Raw genomic sequence first — 20,068 nt, forward strand, 5'->3', positions numbered from 1 at the left:
CCGATGGCTGATCAGATCAATACTCTCGAAGAGCTGAGCGCCGTCGCAGGCGTTGAAACCGTGGCCGAAGAAGTCATCGTGCGTGAACCCGTACGTGACGAGCTGGGCCGTTCGTACGCCACCGGCAAGCGTAAAGACGCTGTTGCCCGCGTTTGGATCAAGCCGGGTTCCGGCAAGGTCACCGTGAACGGCAAAGACCAAGACGTCTATTTTGCACGCCCCGTTCTGCAACTGATCCTGCGCCAGCCGTTTCAGGTTGCTGGTGTCGAAGGCGAGTTCGACGTTGTCGCCACTGTCAAAGGTGGTGGCCTGACCGGTCAGGCCGGTGCGGTCAAGCATGGCATCTCGAAAGCGCTGCAACTGTACGATCCCAACCTGCGCGGCGCTCTGAAAGCTGCTGGCTTCCTGACCCGCGACAGCCGCGTTGTGGAACGTAAGAAATTCGGTAAGCGCAAAGCCCGCCGTTCGTTCCAGTTCTCCAAGCGTTAATTCGCCGGGAAAACCCAACAAAGAAAGGGCTCGCAATTGCGAGCCCTTTTGCATTGTGTTGCGGGAAATCTTATTCTTCGTAGACGAGCTTCCACGCGCCGTTTTCAACGACATTGACGAAAACCGTATCCGCGCCCTGATGGTCGTCAGGACCATAGGTTATGTGATTGCCGACCAGGTCATCCTGATAGTCCAGTGACTCCATCGCTTCGATAAAGCTGTCATGGGTCAGGTCAGGGCCCGCGGCTTCAAGCGCTTTGACCATCATTTCGGCAGCGGAATAGCCCAACATGGCAAATCCAACCGGATCTTCGCCGGTCGCGGCCTTGTATTCTTCGATAAATGCCGCCGGGGCAGGTTGGTCCGCACGCGCCCAAAGATCCTGCCACGAGGCTGCTGCATAGAACCCGTCAGTCACTCCACCGGGAACCTGTGCTACGACTGTCAGGAAACTGGCCGAAGTCCCAAGGAACTTCATGTCCGTCAGGCCCATCTTCTTGGCCGTGCCAACTACGGTGATCGCCTGACGCACCCCAAGCGCCATGGTGACGATATCGCAGCCTTCTTCCTTGAGCTTGCTGAGCGACCCGACAAAATCCGTCTCATCCGGTTTGTGGGTTGTTTCAGATCCAAAAGCGATCCCGGCTTCTTCGGCACCGGCCTTGCTGCCTTCAAGAATTTCCTCGCCAAAATCTGTTGGCAGATACATGGTGCAGACCGTCTTTGATCCAAATTCTCCGGCCAGGTATTTCACACCGACACGCGCCTGATCATAGTAGGTCGAGAAAGACGTGAACTTGTTTCGCATCGGCTCTTGCAACATCTGACGCGCAGCGGTCAGAGGTGCCACGTTGGGAATTCCCTTGGGATCCAACAGCTTGAACCCAGCCATGTTCATCGGCGTGCCAAGCGATTGCAGCATGGCGAACACCTTGTCGCGGTTCAGCAGTTTGTTGTAGCCCTGCATCGCACGCGGCATCTGGTATCCGTTGTCCTCGACCACATAGCGGATTTTGCGCCCGTGTATGCCACCGGCTTCGTTCACCCGGTCGAATACCACGTTGGCACCTTTGGTCGCCGGGACACCCACCGCGGCGAAGATGCCGCTCAGGTCGTTGACGGACCCGATGACAATCTCATCATCCGTCACGCCCTGCGTCTGAGCCCAACCGATGCTTGCCGAGGCGGTCAACGCCGTGGCGGCGGCCAGCCATTTGAATGACTTCTTCATCTTTCTCCTCCTGAAAACTCTTTGGCTAAGTGTACATGTCTTCAATCAGATGTCCGTGTTTCTTTTCGACCAGGCCGCGTTTCAGCTTCATCGTGGCGGTAAGCTCGTCATCCTCGGCGGTCAGCAGAACGTCGATCAGGCGAAAATCCTTGATCTGCTCGACCCGTGCGAATTCCTTGTTCACTGCGGCCACTTCGGCGCCGATCAACTCCTTGACTTCGGCCGCGGCGCAAAGCGAGGTAAAGTTCGAAAAAGGGATTTTCTGGTCCTGCGCATATTTCTCGACATTTTCCTGATCGATCATGATCAGCGCCGTGAGGTATTTGCGCCGGTCGCCGATGATCACCGCGTCCGAGATGTAATGGCTGAACTTCAGCCGGCTTTCGATTTCGGCCGGGGTGATGTTCTTGCCACCGGCGGTGATGATGATGTCTTTCAACCTGCCGGTGATGGTAACGTACCCGTCCTTGTCGATACGCCCCATATCGCCGGTGCGCAGCCAGCCATCGGCGGTAAAGCTTTCCGCTGTCTTTGCGTTGTTGCGCCAATAGCCCTGAAAGATGTTCATTCCCTTGAGCTGAATTTCACCCTCGTCCGAGATGCGGATATCGCACCCCGGGACGACCTTGCCGATGGTTCCGATCTTGTTGCTTTCCACGGTGTTGAGTGTTGCAAGGCCGGACGTTTCGGTCATGCCGAAGCCCTCGACGATCGGGACGCCGATGGCCCAGTACCATTTCAACAAATCCGCCGAGATAGGCGCAGCACCCGTGCCACCCCGGCGCAGTTTGTCCAAACCGAGCATCCGGCGCAGATTTTTCAGAACCAACTGATCCCAAAACCAGAACCGGGCCGCGATGGCGGCGGGAACGGGTTTTCCCGAACTCACATAATCGGCCCGCCGTGCGCCGGCCTTCAGGGCAAGACCGTATGCCATTCGACCCAACGGCGTTGCATCCTGCGCCAGGATTTGCACATGCGCATAGATCTTTTCCCAGACTCTCGGCACCGCCGTGAAGGTCGAAGGCGAGACCTCTTGCAGATTTGCAAAGACCGTCTCGGGGCTTTCCGCGAAATTCACCGTGCAGCGGGCGGCCAGCGGGAAATAGACAGATACGTCGCGTTCCAGGATATGGCAGAGGGGCAGGAAACACAGTTGTTCGTCACTGGCCTGCATCGGCAATGACCAGGCACCGGCCTCAATGCCGGCCAGGATGTTTTCATGGCTCAACATCGCACCCTTGGGCTGGCCCGTGGTGCCGGATGTGTAAACCAGCAATGCTGTGTCCTGAGGTTTGGCCAATGCGATTTCGGCTTCGAACCGTCCCGGATCTTCCTGTTCGGCCTGCTGGCCCAAAGCGTAAAGATCGTCGATCATCATGCAGCGCGGATGGGTCAGGTCGTGCAAGCCTTCGTCTTCCAGAATGATCACCTTGATCAGATCCGGAACTTGATTTTCGACTTCCAGAAATTTGTCCAGATGCTCTTCGTCCTCGACGATGAGGAACTTGCTGCCACTGTCGTTGACCAGATATTGCAGTTGATTGGCCGAATCCGTGGTGTAGACGCCAGAAGAAATGCCCCCGACGCACTGAATGCCCATATCGAACCACATCCATTCCTTGCGGTCCTCGGACAGGATCGAAACAACGTCACCGCGTTCCAGGCCCAGCTTGCGCAGGGCAAGCCCGATCCACTTGGCGCGCTGCCAGTAGTCGGCCCAGGAATATGACTTCCAGATGCCCAAATCCTTTTCGCGATGGGCTGTACGATCCCCCAGTTCCGCGCAACGGTGTTGAAACAGCATGCTGATGGTGGTGCACCCATCCACGCGCAACGGGCGTTGTCCGGGGGTTGCATTCAGTTCAACGCCGTTGATCTTGACCTGCGAGGCGAGGGGCGTGGCATCCATCTTGCTTACCTCCACGTCTTCTTGCGTTTCCAACGGCGGCTTTCGCGTGCGCCTTCTTCCTGCACGCCAAGATAGAAGTTCTGGATGTCTTCGGATTTCAGCAACGTATCCGCAGCACCGTCCATGACGATGCGGCCTACCTCCATCACGTATCCATGATGCGCCAGCCGCAACGCCGCATTGGCGTTCTGTTCGACCAGAAGCATCGTCATATGCTGTTCTTCGTTCAGACGTTTCAGAATGGCGAATATTTCCTGCACCAAAAGCGGTGACAGACCCAGTGACGGCTCATCCAGCAGCATGATGCGGGGACGGGCCATCAGCCCCCGTCCGATTGCCAGCATCTGTTGCTGCCCGCCCGAAAGGGTACCGGCCTCTTGCGTGCGACGATCTTTGAGAACGGGAAAGTAACTGAAAACAAGCTCGCGATCCTGGTCGATCTGCACTTTGTCCGTTCGGGTATACGCGCCGAGGCTCAGGTTTTCATCGACGGTGAGCAGAGGAAACACCTCGCGCCCTTCGGGTACATGCACGATCCCGCGCTGGACGACGGTATGCGGCTCGGCCCCCTGTATGTCGTCTCCATCAAAGGTGACCGTGCCTTTTTCCGGGTCCATCACCCCCGAGACGGTTTTCATCAACGTCGTCTTGCCGGCACCGTTTGCGCCAAGGATCGAGACAATCGTACCTTCGTGAACGTCCAGTGAAACACCGCGAATGGCCATTATCGGGCCATAAAAGCTTTCGACATTGCGGATTTTCAGGATTGGCGCGCTCATGAAGCTTTCCCAAGGTAGGCTTCGATCACTGCCGGGTGCGATTGAACTTCGGCCGGGGTCCCAAGCGCCAGTTTTGCGCCGTCTGCCATGGCCAGAACCCGGTCTGACACGCCCGAGACCAGGCCCATGTCATGTTCTACCATCAAAACGGTGATGCCCATCTGCCGTCGGATATCATCGATCCACCAACGCATGTCCGTTGTTTCTTCCACGGACAACCCCGAGGCCGGCTCATCCAGCAGCAAGAGTTTTGGGTCAGTTGCCAAAGCCCGTGCAACTTCGACCACTTTGCGCACGCCGTAGGGCAGCCCCGATATCATCTTGTCGCGATAGGCTTGCAGGTCGAGAAAGTCGATGATCCGTTCCACTTTCTCGCGGTTTTCCAGTTCCTGTCGCTTTGCCGACGGGGTGAAAAGAATCTCGGAAATCAGGTTTGTCCTGCGGTGGCGGTGGCGTCCGACCAGCAGGTTTTGCAGGACGGTTGCGTGTTCGAACAGCTCGATGTTCTGAAATGTCCGCGCGACGCCATAGGCGGCGACACCGGACGGTTTGACCCGAAGCAGATCATGACCGTCATACCGGATCGCCCCGTCAACGGGATCGTAGAACCGGGAAATCAGGTTGAAAACAGTGGACTTGCCCGCACCGTTTGGGCCGACGATGGCAAAGACTTCACCATCCCGAACGTCGAATGACAGGTTATCCACCGCCGTCAGGCCGCCGAACTTGAGGGTGACATTTTCGAACTCCAGCAAGCTCATCTCAGACGCTCCGTCTTGAGATAGGATTTCTGTCGTTTGAACATGTCTTTTCGATAGAAGGGGAACAGCTCGAACCAGGTGCGGATTTTCAGCCAGCGGCCATAGATGCCCATGGGTTCGAACAGGATGAAAGCGATCAGGATCATGCCGAAGATGCCGAACTCCACCCCCGGAATGGCGACTGTATTGCCGCCGAACAGGGCGCCGGCATATTCTTTTGAGATCGACAGAAACTGCGGCAGGAACCCGATCACGATCGCGCCCAGAAACGCGCCGTGGATCGACCCCAGCCCGCCGATGACGATCATCATAAGCAGTTGGATCGAGATCAGAACACTGAAGGTTTCGTTGTTAAACGCTCCGGCGAACAATCCCATCAGCGCCCCGGCCCAGCCCGTCACCGCGCAGGACAACGCGAAAGAGATCATCTTTGTCCGCGCGATGTCGATGCCCATCGCCTGGGCCGAAACCTCCGAGTCGCGCACCGCGATGAAGCTGCGCCCCAAAGGCGCGCGCAGCAGGTTGATATATCCCAGTGTGACCAGAACGGCGACGGTCAGGACCAGCCAGAAAAACTGATCGGGCGTTCCCCAGCGGTCTACCAGATGGCCGAAGATTTCGACCCCGCCGACGTACTTGCCCGCAACACCGCCGGTGATGGGTTCGGACAGAACGATGATGTCGTCCATCAGGATCGAAAGAGCCATGGTGAAGATGGCCAGATAGATGCCATGCAGGCGCAGGGCAGGGATCGCAACGGTCACGCCCGCGATCCCCGTCAGGATGCCGGCCAGCGGAAAAGCGATAAGAAAGGGCACCCCGGCTTCAATCAGGGCAACGTTGGCATAGCAGCCAAAAGCCAGAAAGGCTGCGTGGCCCAGACTGACTTGCCCTGTATGCCCGGTCAGGACCATCAGACCCAACCCGGCGATGGCCCAGATCAGGACGTTGGTCAGCTCGCCCAGATAGAACTCATCCAGCCACCACGGGGCTGCGGCAACGACCGTCAGAAGGATCAGATGCAGGACGAGCTGGTAACGGTCTTTCCACGGGCGGATATCCTGCATGTAGTCGGTTTTGAAGATGATCCGCATGGCTCAGACCTTTTTGACCCGAACCTGACTGAACAACCCGTTGGGGCGAAAGATCAGCACGGCCAGCAGCAGGGCGTATGGCGCGATCTGGCTGTAACCCGCCGCTATATAGCGGCTGGCGAAGGGCTCGATCACCCCGACGACAAGACCACCGGCCAGCGCCCCGGGCAGGCTTCCGAACCCGCCGATGACGGCGGCGGCAAATGCCTTGATTCCCAGCAATCCCGTTGTCGGATCCACGGCGCCCTTGGCGGCGAACAGAATTCCTGCAATCCCCGCAACGATCCCGGCCAGCGCCCAGATGAACCCCTGAACCCGCTTGACAGGCACGCCCATGTAATACGCCGCCAGCTGGTTTTGCGACGCCCCCTGCATCGCCAGCCCGAGTTTGGAACGGTTGAAAAAGACGTAAAGGCCCCATGTCAGCAGGATGGTGACGACGATCACGGCGACATCCTCCAGCCCCAGTACAAGGCCGCCAAAGCGCAGCTCTTTCCCCGCAAGCGGGTTTTGCAGCGTTTGCGGTTCGTGCCCCCAGATCACTCCGGCCACGAAACGGATCACAAAGCCCAGGGCGATGGTCAGGATAACGACGGCGGTCTGACTTTCGCCAAACAGGCGACGGATGATCAGGCGATCCAGAAGATATCCCAATGCCCCCATGATCCCCAGTGAGATCGGCAGGGCCAGCCAGAACGGCAGGCCCATATATTCGGTGTTGGTCAGGCCGATGGTAACAAAGGCCCCCAGCATCATGAAATCGCCCTGTGCGAAGTTCACCGCTTCGGTGGCCTTGTAGATCAGAACAAAGCCAAGCGCGATCAGGCCATAGACACACCCGTTTGCCAGTCCGCTGATCAGCAGCTGCGCGTTATCCAAACTGTCCTCCCTCGACCGGTTTGCCGGTGTCGCGTTCCGCCCGCGCGCATCCTCCGGTGACGCGGGTTTGTTCTACTATGGCGTTATTATCACCTTGCCGTCACTCTTTTTCAGCGCATCAGCCAGGTTTGGCACAAGATTTCTGAGTGTAAGGTGTTCAGAAACATCCGTTTTCCAGCGCCCGTCGGCAAACCGGGCCTGAACTTCGGCCACAACTCGCATCTGATCGGCGGGCGGGGTCGACATCATCCAGCTTGTCAGCCAGAACCCTTCGATCCGCTTTCCCATGAAAATCAACTGCCCTGTCTGAGTCAGTGTCGGCGCCTCGGTAGAAAGCTTGCCATAACTGATCCAGCGCGCCCGGTTGGGCATGGCGCAGAACAATTGTTCGGACAATTGGTCCGTCACGGCATCCAGAAACACGCGCGGTTTCAACTGCGCGCTCAGATCCGCAAACTTTGCGACAATGTTTTCGTCGGTTGTCACAAGCACTTCGACCGCGCCAAGGTCTTTCAACATCCCTGCCGTCTCGGCCCGGCGTACCAAAGCGATCGGCTTCAAACCCAGATCCCGACCAAGGCTGCACATCAGCTTGCCCAACTGGCTGGTCGCGGCTGATACCACGAAGGCATCGCCGTCGGCCTTGGCCATATCCACCATAGCCATCGCCGTCATTGGATTGACGATCTGGGCGGCCCCGTCATCGTCCGAGATATCAGGGCGCAGAGGGATGCACATCTGCATCTGTGTGACGACATATTCCGCCCAGGCCCCCGATCCGGCGGCGACGAACGCAACGCGTTGCCCTTGCAAGGCCTCGGCGCCCTTTCCTGCGGCCACGACGTCTCCGCATCCTTCAAATCCGGCGGGGGATCCCTTGACCCTCGGCTGCCCGTATTCACCCTTGATGAAATGCAGATCGGACGGATTGACCGAAGCCGCGCGCAAACGGATCAGCACCTGGCCCGGGCCGGGTTCAGGCGTGGGAACTTCGGCTTCTTCCAGCCAGTCGGCGGCGGTTTCAATGGCCGGTCCGGTGGCCGTACCGGAATACCCGTCATGCTTAAGGATTGCGGCGAACATAGTCTGGGGCAGGTCGGTCATCGGTTGATCCTCGAATTTGGCTGAATCAAAGCGCGCGCCTTGTCCGAAAAGCCTTCAGACCAGTCGGGCAGAGCGCGGGCATTTTGTCAGGCACAGCCAATCAAAAGTCGCGCAAGAGGTCAATTCAACGACACCGTAACGTAGGGGCAGCGCAGATGCGCCCAGGGGCAAAGGCCGACCCGTGGATCGGCCTTCAACACTTTACTGTTGGGTCAGCAGGTTGGTTAGTTCCTGAATTTTCTGAACAATCGTTTCAGGCGAATCCTTGATATCGTTCACAATCTTGATCGCCTGATCTTTCAGATCGGTGGCCAGAGTGCTGTCCTGAATGGATGTCATAATGCCATCATAGTCGAAGTTGGTCGGGTCCAGCTTGCCTTCCTGAATCCATGAGTTCAGCAACTCCTGCCCCTGACCGGCCAGCGCGGCCACCTGATCGCTGGCCTCCTGAGCCGCATCAGAGGCCTGATCCGCCACCGATGACGCTGCTTCGCTTGCCTGATCTGCAACCGATGACGCGGCTTCTGTCGCTTGGTCCGTCAGCGACGAAGCTGCTTCGGCGACTTGTTCGGTCGCGGCATCGACAGCGTCAGAGGCAGCGTCCTGTACAGATGAAGCTGCGTCGGTCACCGCTTCGGCGGCTTCTTCTGCCGCAGTTTCCAAACGCTCAGCGGGTGTGGGTTCGGGTTGATTGAGGTAATAGTATCCGCCAGCGCCAATTGCGGCGATGACGATTGCAAGAATAAGAGTACGCGACATGTGTGTCTCCTTTGGAAATTGTGTCGCCGGGATGCGCTAAAAATAACTCAGGTACAAAGGGGAATTCCCGATAATTCTCAGCAGAATAGAGTATAAGCCGGGCTATGCTCATTGTCCTTTGAAACGCGGCAAGAACACGCCTGCACAAAGATGAGGCGACCGGTTTTGGCAGCGATCCGCCGGGAATGGCCCGCAGACGTAACCAATTTTCGGGCGCTTCCTGAGGGCCAAAGGCAGCATTGAGCCAGCATTGGGATAGTGGCGGAGAGACAGGGATTCGAACCCTGGGTGGGCTTGCACCCACAACGGTTTTCGAGACCGCCCCGTTCGACCACTCCGGCACCTCTCCGCGGGGGTCTGTGAGGGGGGGATTTAGTGAGGAACGGGCAGGGGTGCAAGCAGAAAATTCGGGAATTGAAGAAACCCGGGATTTTCCGTTGCCTGCCAGCGCAAAACTCCTAGTCTGATATCTATGATACAGTTTGTACGCCGCTCCGCCTTTTGGTTTCTGGCCCCGCTCTTTGCGCTTGTTCTGATCCCCATGGAACTTTCCGCCGCCAGCCGCGATCGGATAGAGGCCTTTCTGACCACGACCGGGTTTGACGTTGCCCTGGAAAGCATCGCGCTAAGCTCGAGGTCTGCCCCCCAGATGCTGGGGATTGATCCGGATGGATTCGGATCGGATTGGACGCGTCTGGCAGACGAAGTCTTTGACGTCGGCGCCATGCATGAGACCGCGGTTTCCATCCTCGAACAAACCCTGAGTGATGAGGCCCTGACACACGCGGTTGACTTTTATGCGTCGGATCTGGGGCAGCGCCTGGTAGAGGCCGAGAACGTCTCGCATATGCTTGAGGACGATGAAGCTAAGCAGCTGGAAGGCCAAAAAATCATCGCAGACCTGATCAAGGACGGATCGCAGCGGGTCGAAAGTTTCAAGCGTATGAACAAGGCGATCGATTCGACCGGTACCGCAGTGCGGGCCCTGCAAGAAATTCAGGTGCGTTTTCTTCTGGCAGCCAGCGCTTCAGGTGTCATTGACCTGCAACTTGATGCGGATGAATTGCGTGCGCTGATGAAGCGGAACGAAGCCGGTATGCGCCAGTCACTGCAACTGTCCAGCCTTGCGGGGGCAGCCTATACCTATCAGGACTTTTCCGATGCGGATGTCGACTCGTATGTCGAGGCGCTGGAACAACCCCTGATGCAGGAAGTGTATGAATTGCTGAACGCGATCCAATACGAAATCATGGCCATGCGGTTCGAAGTACTTGCGGCCCGAATGGCCGAACTGCATCCCGCGCAGGATATTTGATGCACCGCGTTTTTCTGGCGATTGCGTTTGTTCTGTGGGGCGCTCAATTGCTGGCCGATCAAAAGGTCGACCGGCTGGCGCAGGCCATGCACTTGTCGCATGTGATGGAAATTCTCGTACAGGAAGGTCAAGGGCACCGCGAGGAACTTGACGAAACGCTGTTGGACAATACCGGCGGCGCCTATTTTGAAGCGCAGGTCAAAGATATTTACGACCCGGTCTGGATGCAGAAATTCCTGACGGATGCCTTTGAGGCGGGTCTGTCCGTTGCCCAGCTTGATCAGGCGATCCTGTTTTTCGAAAGCGATCTTGGTCAGACGATCGTGTCGCTGGAAAACTCGGCCCGGCAGGCGATGTCGGACCAGGCCATCGAGGACATGGCCCGCGAAGCTTACGAGTCCGTTGAGCGCGACTCGACTCGTTTCGAGTTGGTCGATGAGTACATCCAGGCGAATGACCTTGTCGAAAAGAACGTTCATGGGGCGCTGAGTTCCGACTTCAGCTTCTTTCAGGGTCTTGATGTCGATGCGCAAGGCGACGATCAGGAATTGCTGGCCGAACTTCTTTCACAGAAAGAAAGCCGCGCAGCAGAAACCGAGGCGTGGCTTTATTCTTTTCTTCTGATGGCCTATCGGCCCTTGGACGAGGCCCAGATGCGCGAGAATATTGCGTTTTCCAGAACCGAAACCGGGCGCGCCCTGAATGAAGCGCTGTTTGACGGCTTTGACCGGATGTTCAACGATATCTCTTTCCGATTGGGGCGGGCGGTCGCACAGACACTCAGGGCGTCTGATCTCTGACGACGCTTTGGTGTTGACTTTTCCCGGCGATCTATGGATAAGCGCGCATCCCGGCCGGTTTTCCGTGCCGGGTATCGTTATTATTTGACCCTTGGGATGTCCTGATGGTCATTCACACAGCCCGAAAAGGGCGCGCTGTTCGAGGTGGCTTTCAAGTGTCTTGGGGCCGAAAACTCCCGGAAGGGGACCACAGAACGCGGTTAGACAAAGGAAAGACGCATGTTTGCGGTCCTCAAGACTGGCGGCAAGCAGTACAAGGTTCAGGCGGGTGATATCCTCCGCGTTGAAAAGCTGGCTGCCGACGCAGGTGAAAAAGTTCAATTCAACGATGTTCTGATGCTGGGCGGTGACGCTCCGGTTGTTGGCGCACCTTTCGTTGAAGGCGCAGGCGTACAGGCCGAAGTGATCGAACAGATCAAAGGTGACAAGGTCATCAAGTTCGTCAAGCGCCGTCGTAAGCACAGCTCGAAGCGTACCGTTGGCCACCGTCAGAAGCTGACTCTGGTCAAGATCACCGACATCCTGTCGTCGGGCGCTGACACGTCGGGCATCAAGGCTGCAACCGGTTCGGCTCCGGCTGGCGAAGCGGCACCTGCTGCTAAGCCTGCCAAGAAAGCTGCAGCCAAAGCAGAGGCACCCGCCGCTGCTGCCGCTGACGATCTGACCAAGCTGAACGGTGTCGGCCCTGCCGCTGCCAAAAAGCTGGTTGAAGCCGGTATCGAGAGCTTTGCCGCTCTGGCCGCCTTGTCGGACGAGCAGATTGCTGCTATCGAAACGGTCAAAGTGAAACCCGAATGGGTTGAGCAGGCCAAAGAGCTGGCCAAAGGCTAAGGAGAGAGAGAATGGCACATAAAAAAGCTGGCGGTTCCTCCCGTAACGGTCGCGACTCAGCGGGTCGCCGCCTTGGCGTCAAACTGTATGGTGGCCAGGCCGCCATTTCAGGCAACATCATCGTGCGTCAGCGCGGCACCAAGTTTTGGCCGGGCGAAGGCGTAGGCATGGGCAAAGATCACACCATCTTTGCAACTGTGGATGGCGCCGTGAAGTTCCACAAGGGACTGAAAAACCGCACCTTTATTTCGGTCCTGCCAGTGGCGGAGGCCGCAGAGTAAGCCGAAACCCAGAAGGTTTAAGAAAAATTCATGGGGGACCGGCACAAAGTGCCGGTCCCCTTTCTCGTTTTCAGGAGTGGTCTCATGACCGAAGTGATTAAAACAGAGCGTCTTGTCCTGCGTCGGTTCCGGCGTGAGGATTCGTCGCGTCTGGTCACGCTTCTGAATGATCTCGATGTGGCGCGCTGGGTAACCAGCATTCCGTTTCCTTTTAGCATTGAAGACGCGGAGAACTTTGTCACCAATTTGGCGTCACAAGTTTACGATGCGTTTGCGATTGAAAAAGACGGCAAACTGATCGGAACTGTATCTGCAGGTGACGAACTCGGGTATTGGTTAGGACAGTCCTATTGGGGGCAAGGTTTTGCCACCGAAAGCGCAGGCGCCGTTGTTCACCGTCACTTCAAAGGCGACAGCAATAGCCTGAAGGCTTCTTACCATCTTGGCAATGAACGCTCGCGTTTGGTGCTGTCCAAGCTTGGCTTTGTTCCAACTTCGCGGTCTGAAACCGTTGTGCGTTCGACCGGCGAAGCTGTGGCTCTGCAGTGGATGGAACTGCAGAGGAACACATGGGAAGCGCGGACATGACGGTCGCCACCACCAGTTTCCTGATCTTCGCCGCCAGTCAGATCGGCACACCGGGACCCGCCAATATGGTCCTGCTGGGCACTGGTGCGCGCTATGGCTTTCGGGCCGCGCTGCCATTCGTGGGTGGGGTGATCCTGGGTAAGCAGCTGATCATCTGGCCCGTTGGATTTGGACTGTTGCAGCTTGCGGATCAGGCACCGTTTGTCTTTTTGGTGCTGAAATACGCCTCGGCGGCGTATATCTGCTGGCTTGCGTGGAAAATTGCCAACATGCGCCTTACGCGCGGTGAAACCGCCGCAGAGGTGCCCGGTTTTTGGGCGGGTTTGATCGTTCATCCCCTTAATCCAAAAGCTTGGGCGATGATCATTGCCGGGTTTACCGGCTTTGTCGCGGCTGGCACGTCCAGCCTTAACGCGACGTTCACGATCGCTCTCTGTTTATTGTTTTGCCAGGTGATTTTACACCCGATCTGGACTTTTGCCGGAGATAGAATTGCCCACGTGGTTGAAGGTCGGCCCGCGGAAAAATATCTGATGTGGACGTTAGCCAGTCTCACTGTTGCGTCCGTACTTTTCGTGTTGTTCGGAGGAGGAACACACTCATGAAACTTGAAACAATAATAAATCAGCCGGTCATAGAAACCGAGCGGTTCGATCTGCGCCCTCTGCGCCGGTCGGATATGGGGCTGATCGAGCACTATGCCGGCGATGAGCGTGTGGCACGCATGACGACGAGTATTGCACATCCTTTGGCCCCCGGCTCGACCGAGGCCTTTGTGACGCGCTCGATGGCCGAGGACCGGGACGAGGACGTATGGGTCATGGATGCCACCAAAGACGGCGGTCCGGAACTGATTGGTCTGATCACGCTGAAGCGGCTGGATCGGAACCAGTCCGAAGTCGGCTATTGGGTGGCGCCGATCTACTGGAACACTGGCATTGCGTCGATGGCTGTCGAAGCACTGGTAAATGCCAACCCGCTGAAAAACGCGACGATGTTTGCCAGCGTGTTTCAAGACAATCCGGCGTCGGCCCGGGTCCTGACTCATTGCGGGTTCCAGTATCTTGGCGATGCAGAAAGCTATTCGGTGGCGCGTGATGCGAATGTGCCCACCTGGACATACAGTAAAAAACTCTGACTTGTGGCCGATGGGGCCTTTGCAGTAGGGGACAGACCATGAAATTTCTCGATCTTGCAAAGGTCTACATCCGGTCCGGGGCCGGCGGTAGCGGCTGCGTCAGCTTCCGACGCGAAAAATACATCGAATACGGCGGCCCTGATGGCGGGGACGGCGGTAAGGGCGGTTCTGTCTGGGCCGAGGTCGTGGACGGGCTGAACACCCTGATCGACTTCCGGTATCAGCAGCATTTCTTTGCCAAGAACGGCCAGCCGGGCAGGGGGCAGCAACGTACCGGCAAGGATGGCGATGACATTGTCCTGCGTGTGCCTGTTGGCACCGAGATCCTGGATGAGGATGAAGAAACCGTCATCTGCGATCTAACCGAGGTGGGACAGCGCGTTCTACTGGCGAAAGGGGGCAATGGCGGTTTCGGCAATCTGCACTTCAAATCGGCCACCAACCAGGCCCCCCGGCGTGCAAATCCGGGGCAGGCGGGCATTGACCGCACGATCTGGCTGCGTCTGAAGCTGATCGCCGATGTGGGCCTGCTGGGCATGCCGAATGCAGGCAAATCGACCTTTCTTGCAGCCACGTCAAACGCGCGGCCCAAGATCGCGGATTATCCGTTTACCACGCTGCACCCAAATCTGGGTGTCGTGGGGGTCGACAACGTGGAATTCGTGGTGGCTGACATCCCCGGCCTGATCGAAGGCGCGCATGAAGGACGCGGGATAGGCGACCGCTTTCTTGGTCATGTTGAGCGCTGCGCCGTGCTGCTGCATCTTGTCGATGGTACCTCGGAAACGGTTGCCGATGATTACCGCACAATTATCCACGAGCTTGAGGCCTATGGTGGCGAACTGGCCCAGAAACCCCGGATCACCGTCCTGAACAAGGTCGATGCACTGGATGACGAAGAACGTGATTTGGCCAAAGCCGAGCTTGAAGAGGCCGTTGGCGGCCCTGTGATGATGATGTCCGGTGTTGCTCATCAAGGTGTAACCGAGGTTTTGCGTGCGTTGCGCGGCCAGATCGATGACAATCGTTTTCGTCAGAAACCCGCTGAGGAGACGCAGCCTTGGCAACCCTGACTTCAGCGCGCCGATTGGTTGTCAAAATCGGGTCGGCTTTGCTTGTTGATCGCGAAACCGGCCTGTTGCGCAAGGAATGGTTGTTTTCGTTGGCGCAGGATGTCGCATGGCTCAAGGGGCAGGGGATAGATGTAATCCTCGTCTCGTCCGGGTCGATTGCACTGGGCCGCGGCGTTTTGGGGCTGTCCATGGCGACATTGCCTTTGGAAAAGTCGCAAGCTGCCGCTGCCGTCGGGCAAATTCGTCTGGCGCGCGCATATGAAGAGGCGTTGACGCCTCATGGGATCACCACGGCGCAGGTTTTGGTGACATTGGAGGACAGCGAGGATCGCCGCCGCTATCTGAATTCACGCGCGACTTTGGAAACTCTGCTGGGTTTGGGTGTCGTGCCGATCGTCAACGAAAACGATACCGTGGCAACGGATGAGATCCGGTATGGCGACAATGATCGTCTGGCCGCGCAAATCGCGGTGACCGTGGGGGCGGACCAGTTGATCCTGCTGTCGGATGTCGATGGTTTCTATTCGGGCAACCCCAACGAGGACGCCTCGGCCACGCGTTTCGAAACAATCGACAAGATCACGCCCGAGATCGAAGCCATGGCAGGCGATGCGGGCTCTGGCTTGTCAAAGGGAGGAATGAAGACAAAGCTGCTGGCCGCCAAGATGGCCACCGCGGGCGGATGTGCGATGGCGATCACGGAAGGGTCGGTTCTGAACCCTCTGAAAACGCTGGAAAATGGCGCAAACTGTACGTGGTTTACCGCAACGCTGGATCCGCACGCTGCGCGCAAGCGTTGGATTTCAGCCATGAAACCGCGTGGCGAAATCACCATCGATGAAGGGGCTGCCAACGCGCTGGCAAATGGCAAAAGCCTGTTGCCCGCGGGCATTGTTGAAGTGACCGGCGATTTCGGGCGCGGCGACCCTGTCGCGATCCTTGACCCCAAAGCCCGTCGGCTGGCGCAGGGGATCAGCCGTTACACCGCGCAGGAGGCTGACGCGATCAAGGGGCGCAAGTCGTCCGAGATCGAGGCGACCCTTGGATATCCCGGCCGTGCGGCCTTGATTCACCGGGATGATCTGGCCCTGTAAATACTGAAAAGACGACCTGAAAGGCACGCGACATGAAAGATTTCGACAGCATTCCCGCTCTGATGGCTGATCTTGGGAAACGTGCCAAAGCGGCATCGCGCGATCTGGCTTTTGCAAGCCCAGAACGCAAACATGCCGCCCTGATTGCAGCGGCCGACGCGGTTTGGGCCAATCGGGCGCAGATCATCGAAGCCAACCGGAAGGATCTGGAGTTCGGCCGAGAAAAAGGTCTGGGCCCGGCGATGATGGATCGGCTGATGCTGGATGAGGCGCGTGTTCAGGGCATGGTCGATGGTCTGCGCGCGGTGGCTGAACAGACCGATCCGGTGGGCGAAGTGCTGGCCGAATGGGACCGCCCGACCGGATTGAAAATCCAACGCGTACGCACCCCGCTGGGTGTGATCGGCGTGATCTATGAAAGCCGCCCCAATGTCACGGCCGACGCAGGTGCGCTGTGTTTGAAATCCGGAAACGCCGTTATTCTGCGTGGCGGCTCCGAGAGCTTTCATTCTTCGACAGCAATTCATGCCTGCCTGGTCGAGGGGCTTAAGGCCGTCGATCTGCCGGAAGATGCGATTCAACTGGTGCCGACACGTGACCGTGCGGCGGTTCAGGAATTGCTGACCATGACCGACTATGTCGACGTCATCGTTCCGCGCGGCGGCAAGGGGTTGGTCGGGCTGGTCCAGCGTGAGGCCCGTGTGCCCGTTTTTGCCCATCTTGAAGGCATCGTGCACATCTATGTCGACAAGGCCGCTGATCCGCAGAAAACGCTGGACGTGGTGTTGAACGCCAAGACACGCCGTACCGGGATCTGCGGCGCTGCCGAATGCCTGCTGATCCATCAGGACATCGCCGAAACGCTGGGGCGTGACGTGATTGCCGCGTTGCTGAAAGCAGGGGTCGAGGTTCACGCCGAAGGCGCACTTGCGGTCGAGGGTACAATTTCCGCGACGGCGGAGGATTGGGGAAAAGAGTTTCTGGACAGCGTGATCGCGGCCAAGCCCGTCGCCGATATCGATGCTGCCATTGCGCATATCCAGCATTACGGGTCGAACCATACCGATTGTATCATGACCGAGGATGACACGGCCGTGGCCCGTTTCTTTGAGCGTTTGGATAGCGCGATCCTTATGCACAACGCTTCGACTCAGTTCGCCGATGGTGGTGAATTCGGGATGGGAGCCGAGATCGGTATCGCCACGGGCAAAATGCATGCCCGCGGCCCGGTGGGGGCAGCCCAGTTGACCAGTTTCAAATATCTGGTGCGCGGGAACGGAACGATTCGGGATTAAAAACGCAGCACAAGGCGGGTCGCGGCGGTTTCAACGGAAATGCGCCGACCCATCGCGTTTGCCGTTTCCGGCAGCAGAGCGAACTGGACCTGCGCGGGGGTAATCTTGTTGGGAAACCGGCCGGTTGCGACGTGTTTCCATAAGGTATTGTCTACGTTCAACTTGTCGGCAGTTCCGGTCACTGTCCAATTGGTGCCTTGGTTCTCGATCTCAACCTCTCCGCCCATCGGCATGGCACTTTCGCAGCACATGAGCGCAAGGAACGCCAGCTTGATTTGGTTGCGCGGCATGGGCTCGGTCATAAACCAGTTTACCCGCACCCGTCCGGTGCGTTCGATGTCCTTGAGCAGTTCGGCCACTTCGGCCCGGCCCAGCGGCTGTTCTCCTGCAGATCCGAAGGCAACCCGAAAAAACCGGATACGCGCGCCCGCACTGCCGACGCTGCCCGAGATCAACTCCATCTCGGGGCCCTGGACAGCACCAACCATGTCCAACAGCTCCAGCCCGTTGGTGATCGCCCCGATCGGGCTGATCAGATCGTGGCAGATCCGTGAGCCGATCAATTCAGCCAGGTTGACGTTCGTGTTGCCCATGCATACCTCCTGCGGTATCTGCCGCAGGAACCGGAAGCCCCAAATGACAGACATGAATGCTATTCTTGCACCGGGCATGTTTGTTCGCCACCCGGATTTCCCCGAATGGGGTGTCGGACAGGTTCAGTCCAACATCGCAGGCAAGATCACCGTAAACTTTCGCGAGCAGGGGAAAGTGGTAATCGACGGAACACGCATCGCCCTGATGCCGGTCTTTGATCCGTGAAACTGGTTTAAGAAGAGTTAACGGAAAAGACCAGATTCCCACTTGTTGCCTTCCCCCGAAGAACTGAGGTATCAGCCGCGTTGATAAAACAGGATTGATAAGTCTGACATGCCGGACGCTGGCCCCTCGTTCACGATCAAACTGGCGGAAACCCAGGACGAACTGCGCGCAGCGCAGCGGTTGCGTTATGACGTATTTGTGCGCGAACTCGGCGGAGGAGGCGCTATGGTCGATCATGTGGCCGGGCTGGAACGGGACCGGTTTGATCCCTATTTCGATCACATGCTGGCCCGTGATGATGCGACCGGAGAAGTTGTCGGCGTTTACAGGCTGTTACCGGGGGATCGCGCCGCTGAGTTGGGGCAGTTTTATTCCGAAGACGAATACGATCTGAGCATTCTCAAGCAAAGTGGCCGCAAGTTGCTGGAACTGGGCCGGTCGTGCCTGCACAGGGACTACCGGGGCGGTACGGCCATGTATCATCTCTGGAATGGTCTCTCTCGCTATGTGGCCGAACGCCAGATCGAAGTTCTGTTCGGCGTCGCCAGCTTTCACGGCACGGATGTTCAGGAACTGGCCCAGCCGCTGTCGATGCTGCATCACAATCATCTGGCGCCGCCAGACCTGCGGGTGCGCGCCCAGCCGAGCGTGTTTCAGACCATGGATATTGTCGCACCGGACGCGCTGGATCGTCGCCGTGCCATGGTGCAGGTTCCAGCCCTGATCAAAGCCTATCTGAGGCTTGGCGGGTTTGTGGGTGAGGGGGCGTTCATCGATCATTCCTTCAACACCACCGATGTGTGCCTGATCCTGGATACGAGCCGTATGAACGAGCGGCAGAAGCGCATCTATGGCGGAGCTTGATCCGGTGAATGATCCGCTTTGGAACAGTGAGGATGCGCCGGATCCGATCGAACTGGGTTTTGTCGGCTGGATTCTGGTGATCCTGAGGGGCTTGCCCTTGGCCATCCTTGTGTTCGGTGGGCTGATAGTTCTATTGGCCATTCGACTGATCGAGTTGCCGCTTTTCGGTGTTCGTCGCCCCGTCACACCGTTCATCAGCCAGTTCGTGTGCCGAAACGCGTTCCGAATCCTGGGAATCGGATTTCGCTGCTCGGGCGCGTTGATGAAGGAACACGGTGCCGTTGTCGCCAATCACACATCCTGGCTGGATATCTTTGCCCTGAACGCCCGCAAAAGGGTCTACTTCGTGTCCAAGGCAGAAGTAGCGAACTGGCCGGGTATCGGATGGTTGGCACGGGCCACCGGGACCGTATTCATCGAGAGGGATCGCAAAAAGGCCCGCGAGCAGACGGCGATCTTCGAAGAACGCCTGAAGGCCGGACATAAGCTGTTGTTTTTCCCAGAGGGCACCTCGACCGACGGATTGCGTGTTTTGCCATTTAAAACAACGCTTTTTGCCGCTTTCTTCGCAGACGAGCTGCGGGATTTTATGTATGTTCAACCGGTCTCGGTGGTGTTTCACGCGCCGAAAGGTCAGCCTGACCGGTTCTATGGCTGGTGGGGTGATATGGATTTCGCGCCCCATCTGCTCAAGACATTGGGCGCGCGCAGGCAGGGGTCCGTTGAACTGATCTATCACGCACCCGCCCGGGTCAGGGATTTTGCCAACCGCAAGGAACTGGCGGCCCATTGCGAGGCAGCAGTGCGCCACGCGCATGCATTGGCGCGGCTTGAAAAATAAGGGTTTGACCCTTGCGCTGCCTTCAAACCTGCCGTATACGCGCGCCATTCAAACCCGCAGGCGGGGTTTGGGCCTTGTAGGGGAGACATCCCTATCTGGCCCGCCGGTTGGAGCATTCGCT

23 protein-coding genes and 1 tRNA gene are annotated in these 20,068 nt (G+C 57.8%); 14 read left to right on the top strand and 10 right to left on the bottom strand.

All coding sequences use genetic code 11. The features are described from left to right. Positions 1 to 3 precede the first annotated feature (3 nt). The gene (gene rpsI, locus I9185_RS03270; protein WP_152457951.1) at positions 4 to 489 is read left to right on the top strand and encodes a 30S ribosomal protein S9; all 486 of its coding nucleotides are present in this window, start codon (positions 4 to 6) and stop codon (positions 487 to 489) included. A 70-nt stretch (positions 490 to 559) separates the two neighbouring features. On the opposite strand, the gene I9185_RS03275 is transcribed toward rpsI, so the two are convergent. The 9 genes from I9185_RS03275 to I9185_RS03315 all read right to left on the bottom strand — a co-directional run bounded on the left by I9185_RS03275 (position 560) and on the right by I9185_RS03315 (position 9,357). After that, entirely contained in the window at positions 560 to 1,720 is a 1,161-nt protein-coding gene (locus I9185_RS03275; RefSeq protein WP_152457952.1) for an ABC transporter substrate-binding protein, read from the bottom strand. A 25-nt stretch (positions 1,721 to 1,745) separates the two neighbouring features. Continuing rightward, positions 1,746 to 3,632: a long-chain fatty acid--CoA ligase gene (locus tag I9185_RS03280; RefSeq protein ID WP_171723299.1), complete on the bottom strand. Its 1,887-nt coding sequence runs from the start codon at positions 3,630 to 3,632 to the stop codon at positions 1,746 to 1,748. 5 nt (positions 3,633 to 3,637) lie between these two features. Further along, complete coding sequence (locus tag I9185_RS03285) at positions 3,638 to 4,411, bottom strand: ABC transporter ATP-binding protein (protein WP_171723298.1); 774 nt, start codon at positions 4,409 to 4,411, stop codon at positions 3,638 to 3,640. Then, positions 4,408 to 5,172, bottom strand: coding sequence for an ABC transporter ATP-binding protein (locus tag I9185_RS03290; protein ID WP_210092344.1), 765 nt, complete (start codon positions 5,170 to 5,172; stop codon positions 4,408 to 4,410). The genes I9185_RS03285 and I9185_RS03290 overlap by 4 nt, the downstream gene beginning before the upstream one ends. After that, positions 5,169 to 6,266, bottom strand: coding sequence for a branched-chain amino acid ABC transporter permease (locus I9185_RS03295; protein WP_210092345.1), 1,098 nt, complete (start codon positions 6,264 to 6,266; stop codon positions 5,169 to 5,171). Before I9185_RS03295 ends, I9185_RS03290 begins: the two co-directional genes overlap by 4 nt. Before the next feature lie 3 nt (positions 6,267 to 6,269). Next, positions 6,270 to 7,145, bottom strand: a complete 876-nt coding sequence (locus I9185_RS03300; protein ID WP_210092346.1) for a branched-chain amino acid ABC transporter permease — start codon at positions 7,143 to 7,145, stop codon at positions 6,270 to 6,272. Between the two features lie 75 nt (positions 7,146 to 7,220). Continuing rightward, the gene (locus tag I9185_RS03305; RefSeq protein ID WP_171632525.1) at positions 7,221 to 8,249 is read right to left on the bottom strand and encodes an alcohol dehydrogenase catalytic domain-containing protein; all 1,029 of its coding nucleotides are present in this window, start codon (positions 8,247 to 8,249) and stop codon (positions 7,221 to 7,223) included. Positions 8,250 to 8,450: 201 nt separating this feature from the next. After that, on the bottom strand, positions 8,451 to 9,008 hold the full coding sequence (locus tag I9185_RS03310; protein ID WP_171632522.1) for a hypothetical protein: 558 nt from the start codon (positions 9,006 to 9,008) through the stop codon (positions 8,451 to 8,453). Positions 9,009 to 9,267: 259 nt separating this feature from the next. Beyond that, a tRNA-Ser gene (locus tag I9185_RS03315) sits at positions 9,268 to 9,357 on the bottom strand. Positions 9,358 to 9,480: 123 nt separating this feature from the next. Here I9185_RS03315 and I9185_RS03320 point away from each other — a divergent pair. The 10 genes from I9185_RS03320 to I9185_RS03365 all read left to right on the top strand — a co-directional run bounded on the left by I9185_RS03320 (position 9,481) and on the right by I9185_RS03365 (position 17,423). After that, entirely contained in the window at positions 9,481 to 10,323 is an 843-nt protein-coding gene (locus I9185_RS03320) for a DUF2059 domain-containing protein (RefSeq protein WP_210092347.1), read from the top strand. Further along, positions 10,323 to 11,123, top strand: a complete 801-nt coding sequence (locus I9185_RS03325; protein ID WP_210092348.1) for a DUF2059 domain-containing protein — start codon at positions 10,323 to 10,325, stop codon at positions 11,121 to 11,123. Before I9185_RS03320 ends, I9185_RS03325 begins: the two co-directional genes overlap by 1 nt. A gap of 219 nt (positions 11,124 to 11,342) precedes the next feature. Then, positions 11,343 to 11,954, top strand: coding sequence for a 50S ribosomal protein L21 (locus tag I9185_RS03330; protein WP_210092349.1), 612 nt, complete (start codon positions 11,343 to 11,345; stop codon positions 11,952 to 11,954). Between the two features lie 11 nt (positions 11,955 to 11,965). Then, positions 11,966 to 12,235 carry a 50S ribosomal protein L27 gene (rpmA, locus tag I9185_RS03335; RefSeq protein ID WP_058271644.1) on the top strand — a complete coding sequence of 90 codons (270 nt, stop codon included), beginning with the start codon at positions 11,966 to 11,968 and terminating at the stop codon, positions 12,233 to 12,235. Positions 12,236 to 12,319: 84 nt separating this feature from the next. Further along, positions 12,320 to 12,823, top strand: a complete 504-nt coding sequence (locus I9185_RS03340; protein ID WP_171723292.1) for a GNAT family N-acetyltransferase — start codon at positions 12,320 to 12,322, stop codon at positions 12,821 to 12,823. After that, positions 12,820 to 13,428 (top strand): LysE family translocator, encoded by a 609-nt coding sequence (locus I9185_RS03345; RefSeq protein ID WP_171723291.1) that lies wholly within the window; start codon positions 12,820 to 12,822, stop codon positions 13,426 to 13,428. Before I9185_RS03340 ends, I9185_RS03345 begins: the two co-directional genes overlap by 4 nt. After that, positions 13,425 to 13,961, top strand: a complete 537-nt coding sequence (locus I9185_RS03350; protein WP_152457964.1) for a GNAT family N-acetyltransferase — start codon at positions 13,425 to 13,427, stop codon at positions 13,959 to 13,961. The genes I9185_RS03345 and I9185_RS03350 overlap by 4 nt, the downstream gene beginning before the upstream one ends. 38 nt (positions 13,962 to 13,999) lie before the next feature. Then, positions 14,000 to 15,034, top strand: coding sequence for a GTPase ObgE (gene obgE, locus I9185_RS03355; RefSeq protein WP_210092350.1), 1,035 nt, complete (start codon positions 14,000 to 14,002; stop codon positions 15,032 to 15,034). Continuing rightward, positions 15,022 to 16,128, top strand: a complete 1,107-nt coding sequence (gene proB / locus I9185_RS03360) for a glutamate 5-kinase (protein WP_171632507.1) — start codon at positions 15,022 to 15,024, stop codon at positions 16,126 to 16,128. Before obgE ends, proB begins: the two co-directional genes overlap by 13 nt. A gap of 32 nt (positions 16,129 to 16,160) precedes the next feature. Beyond that, on the top strand, positions 16,161 to 17,423 hold the full coding sequence (locus I9185_RS03365; protein ID WP_210092351.1) for a glutamate-5-semialdehyde dehydrogenase: 1,263 nt from the start codon (positions 16,161 to 16,163) through the stop codon (positions 17,421 to 17,423). Here the strand turns inward: I9185_RS03365 and I9185_RS03370 are convergent. Further along, complete coding sequence (locus tag I9185_RS03370; RefSeq protein WP_171328421.1) at positions 17,420 to 18,016, bottom strand: histidine phosphotransferase family protein; 597 nt, start codon at positions 18,014 to 18,016, stop codon at positions 17,420 to 17,422. The genes I9185_RS03365 and I9185_RS03370 overlap by 4 nt on opposite strands. A 43-nt stretch (positions 18,017 to 18,059) precedes the next feature. On the opposite strand from I9185_RS03370, the gene I9185_RS03375 reads away from it, so the two are divergent. The 3 genes from I9185_RS03375 (at position 18,060) to I9185_RS03385 (ending at position 19,947) form a co-directional block, all read left to right on the top strand. After that, entirely contained in the window at positions 18,060 to 18,242 is a 183-nt protein-coding gene (locus tag I9185_RS03375; protein WP_050602459.1) for a DUF3553 domain-containing protein, read from the top strand. Between the two features lie 108 nt (positions 18,243 to 18,350). Then, on the top strand, positions 18,351 to 19,106 hold the full coding sequence (locus I9185_RS03380) for a GNAT family N-acyltransferase (RefSeq protein WP_210092352.1): 756 nt from the start codon (positions 18,351 to 18,353) through the stop codon (positions 19,104 to 19,106). Continuing rightward, positions 19,093 to 19,947, top strand: coding sequence for a 1-acyl-sn-glycerol-3-phosphate acyltransferase (locus I9185_RS03385; RefSeq protein WP_210092353.1), 855 nt, complete (start codon positions 19,093 to 19,095; stop codon positions 19,945 to 19,947). Before I9185_RS03380 ends, I9185_RS03385 begins: the two co-directional genes overlap by 14 nt. Positions 19,948 to 20,068: the final 121 nt, after the last annotated feature.

The sequence above is a fragment of the Ruegeria sp. HKCCSP346 genome, assembly GCF_017872595.1.
In the GTDB taxonomy this organism is placed as follows: domain Bacteria; phylum Pseudomonadota; class Alphaproteobacteria; order Rhodobacterales; family Rhodobacteraceae; genus Ruegeria.

Coding starts and splice junctions, on each gene's coding strand:
- rpsI (WP_152457951.1), top strand. CDS start 4: ATGGCTGATCAGATCAATACTCTCGAAGAGCTGAGCGCCGTCGCAGGC.
- I9185_RS03275 (WP_152457952.1), bottom strand. CDS start 1,720: ATGAAGAAGTCATTCAAATGGCTGGCCGCCGCCACGGCGTTGACCGCC.
- I9185_RS03280 (WP_171723299.1), bottom strand. CDS start 3,632: ATGGATGCCACGCCCCTCGCCTCGCAGGTCAAGATCAACGGCGTTGAA.
- I9185_RS03285 (WP_171723298.1), bottom strand. CDS start 4,411: ATGAGCGCGCCAATCCTGAAAATCCGCAATGTCGAAAGCTTTTATGGC.
- I9185_RS03290 (WP_210092344.1), bottom strand. CDS start 5,172: ATGAGCTTGCTGGAGTTCGAAAATGTCACCCTCAAGTTCGGCGGCCTG.
- I9185_RS03295 (WP_210092345.1), bottom strand. CDS start 6,266: ATGCGGATCATCTTCAAAACCGACTACATGCAGGATATCCGCCCGTGG.
- I9185_RS03305 (WP_171632525.1), bottom strand. CDS start 8,249: ATGACCGACCTGCCCCAGACTATGTTCGCCGCAATCCTTAAGCATGAC.
- I9185_RS03310 (WP_171632522.1), bottom strand. CDS start 9,008: ATGTCGCGTACTCTTATTCTTGCAATCGTCATCGCCGCAATTGGCGCT.
- I9185_RS03320 (WP_210092347.1), top strand. CDS start 9,481: ATGATACAGTTTGTACGCCGCTCCGCCTTTTGGTTTCTGGCCCCGCTC.
- I9185_RS03325 (WP_210092348.1), top strand. CDS start 10,323: ATGCACCGCGTTTTTCTGGCGATTGCGTTTGTTCTGTGGGGCGCTCAA.
- I9185_RS03330 (WP_210092349.1), top strand. CDS start 11,343: ATGTTTGCGGTCCTCAAGACTGGCGGCAAGCAGTACAAGGTTCAGGCG.
- rpmA (WP_058271644.1), top strand. CDS start 11,966: ATGGCACATAAAAAAGCTGGCGGTTCCTCCCGTAACGGTCGCGACTCA.
- I9185_RS03340 (WP_171723292.1), top strand. CDS start 12,320: ATGACCGAAGTGATTAAAACAGAGCGTCTTGTCCTGCGTCGGTTCCGG.
- I9185_RS03345 (WP_171723291.1), top strand. CDS start 12,820: ATGACGGTCGCCACCACCAGTTTCCTGATCTTCGCCGCCAGTCAGATC.
- I9185_RS03350 (WP_152457964.1), top strand. CDS start 13,425: ATGAAACTTGAAACAATAATAAATCAGCCGGTCATAGAAACCGAGCGG.
- obgE (WP_210092350.1), top strand. CDS start 14,000: ATGAAATTTCTCGATCTTGCAAAGGTCTACATCCGGTCCGGGGCCGGC.
- I9185_RS03365 (WP_210092351.1), top strand. CDS start 16,161: ATGAAAGATTTCGACAGCATTCCCGCTCTGATGGCTGATCTTGGGAAA.
- I9185_RS03370 (WP_171328421.1), bottom strand. CDS start 18,016: ATGGGCAACACGAACGTCAACCTGGCTGAATTGATCGGCTCACGGATC.
- I9185_RS03375 (WP_050602459.1), top strand. CDS start 18,060: ATGACAGACATGAATGCTATTCTTGCACCGGGCATGTTTGTTCGCCAC.
- I9185_RS03380 (WP_210092352.1), top strand. CDS start 18,351: ATGCCGGACGCTGGCCCCTCGTTCACGATCAAACTGGCGGAAACCCAG.
- I9185_RS03385 (WP_210092353.1), top strand. CDS start 19,093: ATGGCGGAGCTTGATCCGGTGAATGATCCGCTTTGGAACAGTGAGGAT.